General features: G+C 60.6%; 10 protein-coding genes. All 10 read left to right on the top strand.

The genetic code is table 11. The annotated features are described in order from the left end of the window. Positions 1-53 precede the first annotated feature (53 nt). Positions 54-2,558, top strand: coding sequence for an ATP-binding cassette domain-containing protein (locus FHT28_RS20760; protein ID WP_168597214.1), 2,505 nt, complete (start codon positions 54-56; stop codon positions 2,556-2,558). Between the two features lie 68 nt (positions 2,559-2,626). Then, positions 2,627-3,163 carry a VOC family protein gene (locus tag FHT28_RS20755; RefSeq protein ID WP_051963744.1) on the top strand — a complete coding sequence of 179 codons (537 nt, stop codon included), beginning with the start codon at positions 2,627-2,629 and terminating at the stop codon, positions 3,161-3,163. A 351-nt stretch (positions 3,164-3,514) separates the two neighbouring features. After that, complete coding sequence (locus tag FHT28_RS20750; protein WP_113102782.1) at positions 3,515-4,498, top strand: GlxA family transcriptional regulator; 984 nt, start codon at positions 3,515-3,517, stop codon at positions 4,496-4,498. Between the two features lie 250 nt (positions 4,499-4,748). Further along, a complete protein-coding gene (locus FHT28_RS20745; protein ID WP_037198024.1) occupies positions 4,749-6,422 on the top strand; it encodes an ABC transporter substrate-binding protein in 1,674 nt (557 codons plus the stop codon). A 78-nt stretch (positions 6,423-6,500) separates the two neighbouring features. Next, positions 6,501-7,514 carry an ABC transporter permease gene (locus tag FHT28_RS20740; protein ID WP_037198025.1) on the top strand — a complete coding sequence of 338 codons (1,014 nt, stop codon included), beginning with the start codon at positions 6,501-6,503 and terminating at the stop codon, positions 7,512-7,514. Between the two features lie 3 nt (positions 7,515-7,517). Continuing rightward, positions 7,518-8,393, top strand: coding sequence for an ABC transporter permease (locus tag FHT28_RS20735; RefSeq protein WP_037198026.1), 876 nt, complete (start codon positions 7,518-7,520; stop codon positions 8,391-8,393). 32 nt (positions 8,394-8,425) lie between these two features. Further along, positions 8,426-10,486 carry an ABC transporter ATP-binding protein gene (locus FHT28_RS20730; RefSeq protein ID WP_348645005.1) on the top strand — a complete coding sequence of 687 codons (2,061 nt, stop codon included), beginning with the start codon at positions 8,426-8,428 and terminating at the stop codon, positions 10,484-10,486. After that, the gene (locus FHT28_RS20725) at positions 10,483-11,754 is read left to right on the top strand and encodes an MFS transporter (RefSeq protein WP_168597212.1); all 1,272 of its coding nucleotides are present in this window, start codon (positions 10,483-10,485) and stop codon (positions 11,752-11,754) included. Before FHT28_RS20730 ends, FHT28_RS20725 begins: the two co-directional genes overlap by 4 nt. Further along, on the top strand, positions 11,751-13,184 hold the full coding sequence (hydA, locus tag FHT28_RS20720; protein ID WP_168597211.1) for a dihydropyrimidinase: 1,434 nt from the start codon (positions 11,751-11,753) through the stop codon (positions 13,182-13,184). Before FHT28_RS20725 ends, hydA begins: the two co-directional genes overlap by 4 nt. Beyond that, on the top strand, positions 13,181-13,954 hold the full coding sequence (locus FHT28_RS20715; RefSeq protein WP_168597210.1) for an SDR family oxidoreductase: 774 nt from the start codon (positions 13,181-13,183) through the stop codon (positions 13,952-13,954). Before hydA ends, FHT28_RS20715 begins: the two co-directional genes overlap by 4 nt. Positions 13,955-13,979: the final 25 nt, after the last annotated feature.

Here is a 13,979-nt window from a genome sequence, read left to right as displayed (position 1 = left end):
ATTCCCCGGAGGGAAAACCCTCCGGGTAGGCTTCCCAAGACGGATAACAGGATATGGCGGAACTAGGGGTTAAAGAGATCGAGGCGGGCACGGGAAACGTGGTCATCCGACTAGCTGGCATCTACAAGTATTTCTCGGTCGTTCCGGCACTCAGCGATGTGAGCGTCGAGTTCTACCCAGGCGAGGTGCATGCGATTCTCGGCGAGAATGGTGCCGGCAAGTCGACGCTAATGAATATTATCTCGGGAACACTTCAGCCGACGGAAGGAGAGATCAGTTTCGAAGGGCAGCCCATCCATCAAATGACTCCTGAGGTGGCGAAGTCTCACGGCATCGGCATCTGCTTTCAGCATCCCGCCATTCTCGAAGACCTCTCTATCCTGGAAAATCTACGGGTGGCGTTGCCCGCATCCGTTTTCTCGGGCCGGCCACCACAAGAGGTCGTGCAGCAGGTCTTGGATACGGTTGGGCTGCGGGTGCCGCTACGCATGCGCGCCGATAGCCTGACGGTGGCGCAGAAGCATTTGTTCGAAATTGCAAAAGCGCTCGCACTCAAGCCGAAGGTTCTCATTCTTGACGAGCCAACAGCCTCTCTCGATCAGGAATCGACAGACATGTTGTTTGATCGAATCCGTGAGATTGTCGGGGCCGGGACCTCCGTCATCTACATTACACATCGTCTTGCTGAGCTTAGACAGATCGCCCACCGGGTCACTGTGTTGCGCGATGGACGCGTCCGCGGTGCAGAACTGGTGCGGAACATCAGCGATGCCGATCTCGTGAGCCTCATCGTGGGGCGCACGCTCAAGGCAGCATTTCCGCCGAAGTCTCAACGGGCTTCCGAAGAGATAAGCTTTTCCATCGCCGGGGCGAACTCGAAGGATCTAACGGATGTGAGCTTTGATGTGCCCCGCGGCCAGATCGTCGGCGTTGCCGGCGTGGCGGGTAACGGGCAGCCGGAGCTTATGCGCGTGCTCGCCGGGTTACAGCCGACGGAGGGTACGATTACTCTGCGCGGTCGCGTGCTCAATCAGCACGAATTGCTGCGCGAAGCCGCCTTCATGCCTTCGGACCGGCACATTGAAGGTGTCGCAAGCGGCTTGACTGTTCGCGAAAACGCGACGTTTTCGGCGCTTGAGAAGTTTGCGGTCGGCGGAATCATTAGCCGAAAAAAGGAACTCGCTCAGGTCGAGTCTATCTTCGGTGAATTGGCGGTAAAAACTCCCAGCATGGAAGCGCCAATTCTGTCGCTATCCGGCGGAAACCAACAGAAAGTGGTAATGTCTCGAGCGCTTTTGTCGGAGCCGGGCCTCATCATTGCCGATGAACCGACGCAGGGCGTAGATGTTGGGGCGCGGTTTGAAATTTACCGCATTCTCCGGGAAGTGTCGGCTTCGGGGACACCCGTTATAGTGAATTCATCCGACGCGGTCGAACTTGAGGGGCTCTGCGACAAGGTGGTCGTGATGTCGAGAGGACATCTCGTCGAGACTTTAGTCGGTAACGAAGTCACGGAAGAGCGCATAGTAGCGGCGGCCGTCAAGGCAGAAACGCACGGCGGCGGAAGCGCTTCGAGGGTCAAGGCATCGAAAACAAGTGGGATCGCGCATTTCCTGCAGTCCGATAATGCACCGGCCGTCCCCTTGGCTCTCGTCACAGTCCTTCTCGGACTCTTTGTGTACGGGCAGAACGACAACTTCCTTTCGTTCTACAATATCTACAACATTTTCCTCCTCGCAACGGCACTTGGCTTCATCGCAATGGGGCAGACGGTAGCATTGCTAATGGGCGGCATCGATCTCTCTGTCGGCCCGCTTGCCGGCTTCCTCGTCGTCGTCGCGTCCTTCTTCATCAATGACGACAAGTCTGCGGTCATGATGTTGGCAGGATTCCTGCTGATGTTCGCGGGCGCATTCATTACCGGGACAATTAACGGGGTCCTGATACGTTTCGCGAACTTTACGCCCATCGCAGCGACGCTCGCCATGTATATCGCTATACAAGGCTTGAGCTTCCTTCTGCGCGACAACCCGGATGGCTACATAAGCTCCGCCGTCACGGATTGGGTCAACTGGCAATGGGGTCCGTTCCCTGTTGCTTTCCTCACGCTGGTGGCTGTCGCCGGGGTTGGGGAATATATACTGCGCCGAACGAAGGCAGGCTGGCGCTTGAGGGCAATCGGCTCGGACGAGCACTCCTCCCGCAGGACCGGCATTCGGGTCGATCTGACGTTCATTATGGGGTATATTGCCTGCTCATTGCTGACCAGCCTCGGCGCGGTAATGCTGATGACTCAGATTGGCGTCGGCGACCCTCGTCAGGGCATCAACTACACGCTTTCCAGCATCACGGCTGTGGTTCTTGGCGGAACTAGCCTAACGGGCGGGCGCGGGACGTTCATCGGAACGATACTTGGCGCCGTCCTGCTCACCGAAGTCCTCAACGCGGTGACGTTCTTGGGACTTACACAGACTTATCAGTATCTTTTCCAGGGTGTCCTGATTGTTGTCGCCGCGCTCATCTATTCGACGGTGCGCAGACGAGAGGTCTCCCGATAGATCAGACGTGCGAGCCACAAAACATCAAAGTTTCAGTCATTTACCCGCATTGCGATGAGGACGATAACATGACGGACAAAATCTATGGCATGCACCATATTGGCATCACGGTACCAGATATCGACGAAGGCATCGCGTTCTTCCAAGCTGTCTTCGGTGCCATCGAGGTCTTCCGCACCGGGCCGTTCGATGTCAATCAGGATTTCATGGAGAATAAGCTCGGCGCATCTGCGCAATCAACCATTCGCGACCTGGTTTTTCTGCGCTGTGGCGAGGGAACGAGCGTCGAGCTGTTCGAATATGACGGGGAAGAAGCCTCACGACCCAAGCGGCCGTCGGAAGTCGGCGGCATGCACCTGTGCTTTGAAGTCGAAGATGTGCATGCTTCGGAGGAGCGCCTGCGTGCGCAGGGCATCGAAATGCTTGACGGCCCCAACCTGGTGGAAACAGGGCCTTTGGCGGGCTTCAACTGGATCTACCTTCGGGCGCCGTGGGGACTAATACTCGAAGTCGCAAGTTTCGATAAGCTCGGCTACGAAGAAAATTCGCCTCATCGACTGTGGAGAGCAGGTCGACTCAACCCTGACCGACGGACAAATGAGTGATGAAGCGCGCGTGCGGGTGCTGTAATTCGTCGAGTTCACCGGGATGCTTTTTTGACTCTGAGCTCGAACCGATGCTTCACCACTCAAAGTAAGAGACTATTTGTTCGGCCAAGCGTGTCATCGCCGGCCGAAGGCGAATGGCTCCACTATTGCGCCTGCGCTTCATGACAACAACGTTATCGTTATCGATCGCGATGTTGATTTCGGGCGGCTCGAATCCTTCAATAGCGGAGCCAGCGCCAGCTTCGTATCCGTCCGGCGGAGCTTGCAATTACCCATAAGTACCCACCCGGGACGGGTTTGCATCACGTCGGATTTCCCATCGTAAAGTGATGCGGTATATCTGGTCGCATGACCCGACAGCTCTTCTCTTTCAGCCAGTTGAAGCACACGGAACGGCCAGTCCGGATCGGCTTCTTTCTTGCGACCGATTATCCATTGATGACGTTTTCCGCCGCACTTGATTCCCTGCGTCAGGGGAACCGGCTGGTCAAGCGCAAGGCCTTTGAATGGGTGCTGATTTCGACCGACGGAGCCGATGCCAAGTCCAGCAGCGGACTTGCTTTTCCCGCCGATTACTCCATGGCGCAGGCCCCGAAATGCGATATCCTGCTTGTCTTCGCGGGCGTCAATTACTCGGATGGCTACGATGCTGCCCTGTTTTCTTGGCTGCGCCGCATCTATTCCGAAGGCTGCGTGCTGGGCGGCGTCAGCACGGCGGTGTTTTACCTGGCGCGGGCGGGATTGCTAGAGGGCCGCCGATGTGCGATCCATTGGGAATCGCTGCATGCTTTCCGCGGCGAATTCCCGAACTGCCTTGCAACCGACGATATCTTCGCCGTCGATGGGCGGCTGATAACATCGTCGGGCGGCACGGTCACGCTGGACATGATGCTTTATCTCATCGCTGCCATCGAGGGGCGGGATCTTGCGGAGCAGATTTCTGATCAGTTCAATCACCCCCGCATGCGGCGGCAGGATGACGCGCAGCGCATGGTGCCCGAGGATCGTTTCGGGATCAGAAACGCCAAGCTGGGTTTCGTCGTCCGCCGCATGGAAAGCAGCCTTTCCGATCCGATCGAGATTTCCGAACTTGCCGATAGCGTCAGCATCTCGCCAAGACAACTGGAGCGGCTGTTCCGGACCCATCTGCATAAAAGTCCATCGCAATTCTACATCGATCTACGCATGGCAAGGGCCAAGGAGCTGCTGGTTCATACCGGCCTAAGCGTTGCGGATATAGCAAGCGTCTGCGGCTATGATACGCCCTCCCATTTCAGTCGGTTTTACCGCCAGCATTTCGGCGAGACGCCGGCGGCTAGCCGCCGGCGTTGATGCCGCCTGGCCTTGGCCGCGCGCCGGGCTTTCCGAAGATTAATCCACGTCGGTGCGGCGCAACAATATGTCGGATCACGCATATTTCGCGTCGTCTCAGTGCATTCTGTCTTGCGGCTATTGCCACTAAGTTTGGGTCGACGGCGAAAACGGACATCAGATCCGCGCAGGTCGAAGCCGCAGGTCACTGCGCCGCTTCGCGTTCAGAACGATCATGGGAACAGTTTGCACGAACTCGGAGATTACAGTCTTGGACAAGAATCAGCACTCCTATATTCCGACGCTTATCAACGAACTTTCAGAAGGAAGCATCAATCGCAGGGATTTCCTGCGCAAATCGACGCTCCTCGGCCTCTCCGCGGCGGCCGCCTATTCGCTGGCAGGTCTTCCGCAGTCTTCTAGCGCCGCCAAGGCGGGTGACATGCCTAAGGGCGGCAACTTGCGCATCGGCATGCGCTGCATGGAAATCAAGGATCCACATCTGGCGGACTTCGCTGAAAAATCGAACGTCATTCGCCAGGTATGCGAATATTTGACCTTCACCGACCGCAACAATATCACCCATCCCTACCTTCTCGAAAAATGGGATGTGAGCGACGACCTTAAGACCTGGACGCTGCATGTCCGCAAGGGCGTCAAGTGGCGCAAGGGCGGCCGCGAACTCAATGCGGATGACGTCGTATGGAACCTGAAGCGCGTCAGCGACCCGAAGGTCGGCTCGTCGGTTCTCGGTCTCTTCACCGGCTACCTGGTGCAGGAGTATGACGGCGGCGAAAAGGACGACAAGGGCAACCCGAAGAAGTCCAGCAAGCTCTGGTCGGACAATGCCATCGAGAAGGTCGATGACTACACGGTCCGCCTGAACTGCTACGCACCGCAAATCGCTGTTCCGGAACATCTCTATCATTATCCGATGTTCATCCTGGATCCGGCCGACAACGGCTCCTTCGGCGCCGACGCCAACGGCACGGGCCCGTTCGAAATGACGGAATACACTGTTGGGAAGGGTGCGAAGTATAAGGCGCGCACCGACTATTGGGGCACCGGTCCCTATCTCTCGACCTTCGAATTCGTTGATCTCGGCGACAATCCGGGCGCAGGCATTGCCGCCATGGCCTCCAAGCAGGTCGATGGCCTGTCGGAAGCCGACGCAGTCCAGATCAGCTCGATGAAGAACTTCCCGCATGTGGCGGTCTACAAGGTTGAGACGACGCAGACAGTCGTCGCCCGCATGCATCCCGAAGTCGAGCAGTTCAAGGACAAGCGCGTCCGCCAGGCCATGCGCTTCGCCATCGACCGCGAGAAGGTCATCCAGACATCGCTGTTGGGCGCGGGCACGCCGGCCGAAGACCATCATGTCGCGCCGTCGCATCCCGAATATGCGCCGCTGCCGAAATATCCGCGCAACATCGAGAAGGCAAAGAAGCTGCTCGCCGACGCCGGCTATCCCAACGGCTTCGAATTCGACATGGTAACGCGTCCCGATCCGATCTGGGAGCTCAACACCGCCCAGGTGCTTGCCCAGCAGTTCGCGGATATCGGCGTCAAGATCAACATCAAGTCGCTGCCGAGCGCGCAGTATTGGGAAGTCTGGACTTCAGCGCCTTTCAGCCTGACGGCCTGGGGCCATCGTCCGCTTGCCATCATGACGCTGTCGCTCGCCTACCGCTCCAACGCTGCCTGGAACGAATCCCACTATGCCAATCCGGAATTCGACAAGCTGCTGACCCAGGCCGAGGGCATCCTCGATCCGAAGGAACGCAGCAAGGTGATCGAGAAGATCGAGCTTATCATGCAGGATGACGGGCCGATCGTTCAGCCCTTCTGGCGCGTCTTCTCGACCGTGATGGACAAGAAGGTGGAGGGCTTCGAGCTCCATCCCTCGCAGTACATCTTCGCGCATCAATACGCGATCTCCGCCTGATCAAGCCTCTGGACGGTCGCCCGCAATATCAGGGCGACCGTCTGCCGGCCCATGTGAGAAAATCGGACTGATGGTGCAATGTCGAAATTCCTTCTGAAACGGCTGATCATGATGCTGCTCACCATGCTGTGTGCGTCATTCCTGGTCTTTGCCGTCTGTGAATTCACGCCCGGTAGCGTGGCTCGCAAATCTCTGGGTCCATTTGCCACGCAGCAGCAGGTCGATATCCTGAGCGAGAAGCTGAAGGCAAACGATCCGCTGATCGTCCGCTACGGCCGTTGGCTTGGCGTCCTCGTCGGCGCAATCCCCGATCCGTTGCAGGACCCAAGCACCGGGCTCAATTTCAAGGATCCGCGCGGGGCGCAGTATTTCGGCAACTTCGGTTATTCGACGCTGAACAAGCTGCCGGTCAACGACGTGATCTGGAGCAGGCTCGGCAATACGGCGATCCTCGCCGGCTTGGCCTTCCTTCTGATTGTGCCGCTGTCGATCATCTTCGGCATCCTCTCGGGTCTGAAGGAGGGCGGCGTGCTTGATCGGACGCTGTCGGTCATCTGCATCACCTTCACGTCGATTCCCGAGTTTGCATCCGGTGTCTTCCTGGTCACCCTCTTCGTCATTCTCTGGCCGGTCCTGCCTGGAACGAGCCCGCTCAACAATGACGGCGGATGGGCGGTGCCCTATCAATTCGTACTGCCGGTCGCGGTTCTCGTGATCTACGATTTCGGCTACGTCGCCCGCATGATCCGCGTCTCCATGATCGGCGTCATGGAACGGCCCTATATCCGCACCGCCGTGCTGAAGGGTATGAGCACCCGCCGCATGGTGCTCGGCCATGCACTTCGCAACGCCATGATCGCGCCTTTCACAGTGCTGCTTCTACAGATCAACTTTCTGATCAGCGGTGTTGTCGTCACCGAGCTTGTCTTTGCATACCCCGGCTTCGGCCGGCTGATCCTCGACGCCAGCCTCTTCGGCGATATCGCCACGCTGGAAGCTGCAACGCTGATCACCGTCGCCGTCGCCGTCGTCACGCAGCTGCTTGGCGATCTCGGCTACATGCTGCTCGATCCACGTATCCGGGTGAAATAGGCCATGGCAGTTCAAGACAATATCGACGGGATCAAGGTCGCAGCCGCCAAGCGCGCCGCGCGGCCGAACTGGATGCGAATCTTTCATTCGAAGACTGCGATCGTCGGTCTCTTCCTCGTCGTCTTCTGGGTCGCAGCCGCGGTGCTCGCGCCCGTCCTGCCGCTGCCGTCGCCGACGGATTCGGATGTGATGGCGATGGGCAATCCTTTTCCATCGGCCACCCATTGGCTCGGCACTGATATTCTGGGCCGCGACGTGCTCGCTCGCCTGATCTTCGGTGCGCGCACCGTGCTCTTCGTCGCGCCGCTGTCGGTTGCCGTCGCCATGATCGTCGGCATCGCCATGGGCATGGTCGCCGGCTACTACGGCGGCTGGATCGACACGCTGATCAGCCGCTTCTCCGACATCGTGCTCGCTTTCCCCGTCCTCGTCATCTACGTGATCCTGATTGCCAATATCGGGCCTTCGGTGCTCAATATCGTCATCGCGACGACGATCGCCTCGTCGCCTGGCATCGGCCGCATCACCCGCGGCCTCGTGCTCGGCCTCAAGGAGCAGGAATATATCGCCGCCGCCAAGCTCAGGGCGGAGAGCACGCTCTACATCATGCTTGTCGAACTGCTGCCCAATTGCCGCAGCCTGCTGATCGTCGATGCCTGCCTACGCATCGGCTATACGATCATCACCATCGGCATTCTCGGCTTCCTCGGCCTTGGCCTTCCGCCACCGAACCCGGATTGGGGCGGCATGGTCAAGGAAAGCGTCACCGTCCTCAATGTCTGGCCGCTGATGTCGCTCATTCCGTCCGCCGCCCTTGTCAGCCTCGTTCTCGGTTTCAATCTGCTGGCCGATGGCATGCGCGAGGCATGGAAGCCATGAACCTCTCTGTCTCCAACCTGCAAGGGGCCGCAATGTCCGATGCTCCAAACTCCGAGCTAGAACCGCTGCTCGATATCAGGGATCTCAGGATCGAGTTCCGCGGCAAGAGCGAGACAGTCGTTGCGGTGCCGAAGCTATCCATCAGCGTTCGCCCGGGCGAGAGCTACGGCCTCGTCGGGGAATCCGGCTGCGGCAAGAGCACAACGGCCATGGCGATCATGGGCTATCTCGGCAATACCGGCGTGATCGCGGGTGGCAGCATCCGCTTCGATGGCAAGGAACTCGTCGGCGCCAGGGAAAGGGAGCTGCGCGCGATCCGCGGCCGGCGCATCGCCATGGTATATCAGGATCCGATGAGCGCGCTCAACCCGGTCAAGACGATCGGGTCGCAACTGGCCGAAGTACCGCTGCTGCATCTCGGATCGACCAAGGCCGAAGCGATGGAAATGGCTGCAGCCATGCTCGACGACGTTCGCCTGCCCGATGCCGGCGACATGCTGAAGCGGTATCCGCATCAGCTGTCGGGCGGCCAGCAGCAGCGCGTCGTCATTGCCATGGCACTTTTGGCGCGGCCCTCGCTGCTGCTGCTCGACGAGCCGACGACGGGTCTCGACGTTACGGTCGAAGCTGCGGTCATCGACCTGATCGGCGAGCTCCGCCGCCGTTACTCCACCAGCCTGCTTTTCATCTCGCACAATCTCGGCCTGATCGCCGAAACCTGCGACCGTGTCGGCATTATGTATTCCGGCGAGATGGTGGAGGAGGGCACGACCGGCGATCTCTTCCGCCGGCCGCGCCACCCCTATACGCAGGGGTTGATCGACTGCATTCCCGATATCGGCAGCGGCAAGCACAGCCGCGCGCTGGCCGCGATCCCCGGCCATATCCCTCTGCCGCAGGAGCGGCCGGTAGGCTGTTTCTTCGCGCCGCGCTGTGCCGGATTTACCGCCGGCCTTTGCGACAACCCCGGCCTTGCGCTGACCGAGGCAGGTGCCGACCATCTGGTGCGCTGCGCCCGTTGGCCGGAAATGGAACGGTCGATCCGAAGCCTCCCCGTTGAACGCGCCCAGGTCGTGCCGAAGGAAGAGGCAATCGCGCTCTCCGATGTCACGAAGCTCTACAGGATTGGCGCCGACAAGACCGTCAAGGCCAACGAGGCCGTCTCCTTCGGCGCGCGCAAGGCCGAGATCGTCGCCCTGGTCGGCGAATCCGGCTGCGGGAAGTCGACCTTGGCCCGCATCGTCACAGGGCTCGACAGCGCCACGTCGGGATCGATCCGCATGGCAGGCGAAAATATCGCCGAGCTGCAAGCCCGGCAGCGGCCGCGCAACATGCTGCAATCGATCCAGATGATCTTCCAGAATCCCGACAGCACGCTCAACCCGTCGCACTCGGCAGCCTTTTCCATCCGCCGTTCGATCAAGAAGTTCGGCATCCGCAAGGGCAAGGCCGCTATCGAAGAACGAGTCCGCGAACTCCTGGAGATGGTGCGGCTCTCGCCGATGGTTGCCGATAGGAAGCCGAACCAGCTCTCGGGCGGCCAGAAGCAGCGCATCGCGATCGCTCGCGCCTTTGCTGCCGATCCGTCGCTCATCGTCGCCGACGAACCGGTATCAGCGCTCGATGTCTCCGTGCAGGCGGCGGTCGTGACGCTCCTTCTCGATATCCAGAAGGAGAAGCACACCACCATGCTCTTCATCAGCCACGACCTGGCACTGGTCAGGCATGTCGCCGACAAGGTCGTCGTGATGTACCTCGGCAAGGTCATGGAGCAGGGTACGGTCGAGGAGGTGTTCGGTCGCGGCACGCATCCCTATACCGAAGCGCTGATTTCGGCGATCCGCAGCCCTAATCTCGACGAAGCGCCGCGCGAACGAATCCGACTGACCGGCGAAACGCCGAGCCCGGTCAACGTGCCGGCCGGCTGTCGTTTCGCAACCCGCTGTCACCGAAAGGTCGGCGCCATCTGCGACACCGTCGCGCCGCCGATCCGGCAGATGTCGGAGACGCATCAGATCGCCTGCCATATCGAGGAAGAACGGCTGCGCGCCGAGCGGCCGATCTACGTCGTGGCGACAGGGGGGAACGAATGAGTCCCGAGACCTCCATCGCGGCGAGCTTCTGGAAGAAGGCGGCGCGCTTCCGCGCGCTCGTGCCTGTCATGGTGGCGATCTGCGTCATCGGCACGGGAAACAGCCTGCTGACGACTTCGGTTTCGCTCAGTCTCAGCCTGCCGGGTATTGATCCCGGCGTCGTGCAGCTTCTCCTGACCGGGTTTCCCGTCGGTTTTCTTGCCGGCTGCCTGGCGGCGCGTTTTCTGGTCGCCCGCGCCGGTCATCGCGGTACCTTTCTGTTGGTGAGTTTCCTTGCCGCTTTCACCGGCTTCGGCTACATCGCAACGATGGCCACCCCCGTCTGGCTTGTCCTGCGTCTTCTCAACGGCTTTGCCATGGCGGTGCTGTTCGTCGTCTCGGAAAGCTGGATCAACCTCTACGCCGACCAGAGCAATCGCGGCGCCTATTTCTCGCTCTACATGATGATGACCTCGCTCGCCGTGCTCTTCGGCCAGCTGATGGTCGAGGCGGCAGGCCCGCATTCGCCGTATCTCTTCCTAATGGGGGCTCTGACGATCACGGCCGGCACCCTTTACTGCCGGTTCGCGGGGCGCCCGTGGCCGGCGCTCCCGGTTCGCACTGTCCGGCCACTGCAGGTCGATGTGTCGGCCGCAGATCAGCGGTATGGCCTGTGGAAGCTTGTCATTCTGGCACCCGTCACCATCATCGCCGTCTTTCAGGCCGGCATGACGAATATGAACGTCTTCGCGCTGACGCCGCTATACGGCGCCAAGATCGCGCTTCCCGCTGCCACCACGGTCGGCCTGGTGACGGCCTTCAGTATGGGCGGCATGCTTGCCCAGACGCCGGTGGGCTGGTTGTCCGACCGGCTCGATCGCCGCTGGATGCTTCTCGTCCAGGGCGTGCTTGCCGCAGCGCTCTGCGGCGGCATCATCATGCTCGCCGACACCCATGTGCCGGTGCTCTTCGTGCTCTTCTTCCTCTACGGCGCGACCGCCTTGACCATTTATCCCGTCGGCATCGCCTTCGCCAATTCGCAGATCGATAGCCGGCATATGGTGTCGGCGTCGGGCGGCCTCCTGCTGCTGTATTCGATCGGCAATGTCATGACGCCGGGCGTCGCCGCCGGCCTCATGGATTACGTGGCGCCCTATGCGCTCTTCATCATGCTCGGCAGCGGCGCCGCGCTGGTGTCGGTAGGCGCATGTTTCAACCTGCGGCGCAAGAGCGAACCGCAAATGGCGGATGCGGCACCCGATTGCCTGGCTTCCGGAGTGAAACAATGACCAAAGTCACTTCCTTCGATCTCGTCATTCGCGGTGGACAGGTGGTTCTCCCGACCGAGACCATTCAGACCGACATCGGAATCCGCGACGGGAAATTTGCCGCCATCGGCATAGGCCTGGCGGAAGGCCGGCAGGAGATTTCGGCCGAAGGGCGGCTCGTGCTGCCTGGCGGGGTCGATAGCCACTGCCACATGGACCAGCAGCCCTGGGAAGGCAAGGCGACGGCAGACGACTTCAATACCGGAACGCTATCCGCCCTATGCGGCGGTACGACCACCGTCGTTCCCTTCGCCATGCAGATGCGCGGCCAGTCCCTTCGGGACATCGTGACGGACTATCACGAGCGCGCGCGGCCGAAAGCGCATATCGACTACGGCATCCATCTGATCGTCGGCGATCCCTCTCCGGAGGTTCTGCGCAACGAAATCCCGTCTCTGATCGCCGAGGGCTGCACCTCGATGAAGATCTACCTCACCTATGACGGGCTGAAGCTCGACGACTACGAGGTGCTGAACGTCCTTGATGTCGCTCGATCGCACGGCGCAATGGTGATGGTGCATGCGGAAAACGACGCCTGCATCCGCTGGCTGACGGAAAAATTCATCGCCGCCCGAAAGACGCAGCTGCGTTACCACGAGAAGGCCCATTCCGCGATTGGCGATCGCGAGGCCACCTATCGCGCCATCAGCCTGTCGGAGCTGATTGAAACGCCGATCCTCGTCAGCCACGTGGCGGCCGGCGGCGCGGTCGAGGAGATCCGCCGCGCCAAGGCGCGGGGACTGCCGATCTATGCCGAGACCTGCCCGCAATATCTCTTCCTTTCGGCCGAAGATATCGACACGCATGATCTCTCGGGCTCGAAATGCGTATGCACGCCGCCGCCGCGCGACAAGTCGAACCAGCCGGATATCTGGCGCGGCATTCTCGACGGCACGCTCGAGGTCTTTTCGTCCGATCATTCGCCGTGGAACTATGCGGACAAGATCGCCGGTGGGCCGGACACGCCGTTCAACCGTATTCCGAACGGCATTCCCGGCATCGAGACGCGGTTGGCGCTACTCTTTTCGGCCGGCGTTAATGGCGGGCGGATGTCGCTGCAGAAGTTCGTCGAGCTGACCTCCGCAGCTCCGGCAAGGCTCTTCGGCCTATATCCGCGCAAGGGCCTGATCGCGGTTGGATCGGATGCCGACATCGCTATCTGGGATCCGGACCGCACCGTCACCATCCACAACGACATGCTGCATCACGCCACCGACCACACGCCCTACGCGGGGCAGACGGTGCGTGGCTGGCCGGTCATGACGATCTCGCGCGGCGAGCTTGTCTGGAATGACGGAGAGGTTCTGTCTCGGCCCGGTCGCGGCCAGTTCATTCCGCGCCTGCGACCCTTCCCGCCGAAACAAGGCCTTTCCTCGGTACTGGCATCATGACGACCGCGTCCGATCCATCGCTGTCGAGGTTGGCGGGCCAGATCGTCATGATCACGGGTGCGGCAAGCGGCATCGGAGTAGCGATTGCACGGCGCTGTGTCGCCGAAGGCGCCAGCGTGGTCTGTGCCGATCAGACGGAAGGCCTCATTAATCTGCTGGCCGCAGAACTCGGATCAAGCGCCATCGCCGTCGGTTGCGATGTGACCGACGGCCGCTCGATGGAGCGTGCGCTCGGCAGGGTGCGAGATCGGTTCGGGCGGCTTGATGGCCTGGTCCACAATGCCGCGGCACCGTCGCTGGACGGTACGGTGGTCGATCTCAGCGAGGAGCAATGGCGCCGCGAACTCGATGTCAGCCTTACGGGGGCTTTCTTGACCGCCAAGTTCGCTTTGCCGCTGATGGTTGAGGCCGGCGGTGGCTCGGTGGTGCTTGTCGCTTCGCAGTTCGCGCATGTGGCGACGGGCAAGGCGGTGGCCTATTGCGCAGCCAAGGCCGGTCTTGTCCATCTCGCCAAGGCCATGGCGATCGATCACGCGGATGATGGCATCCGTGTGAACAGTCTTTCGCCGGGCGCGGTGGCAACATCCCGGTTGCTCCAGCGCTGGCCGGATCTCGAGGCAGCCGACCGGCAGCTCGGCCCTGCGCATCTGCTTGGCCGGATCGCCAAGCCGGACGAGATCGCGGCGGCGACGGCCTTTCTTCTTTCTGCCGACGCCTCCTTCGTGACCGGTACCGACCTGCTCGTCGACGGCGGCTATGCGGTGCGTTGAACCATTGATTGCAACGATCTGGATA

Source organism: Rhizobium sp. SG570, from assembly GCF_012275345.1.
In the GTDB taxonomy this organism is placed as follows: Bacteria; Pseudomonadota; Alphaproteobacteria; order Rhizobiales; family Rhizobiaceae; genus Rhizobium; species Rhizobium lusitanum.
Note: the sequence above shows the minus strand (reverse complement) of the source record. Positions and strands in the feature narration are given on the sequence as shown.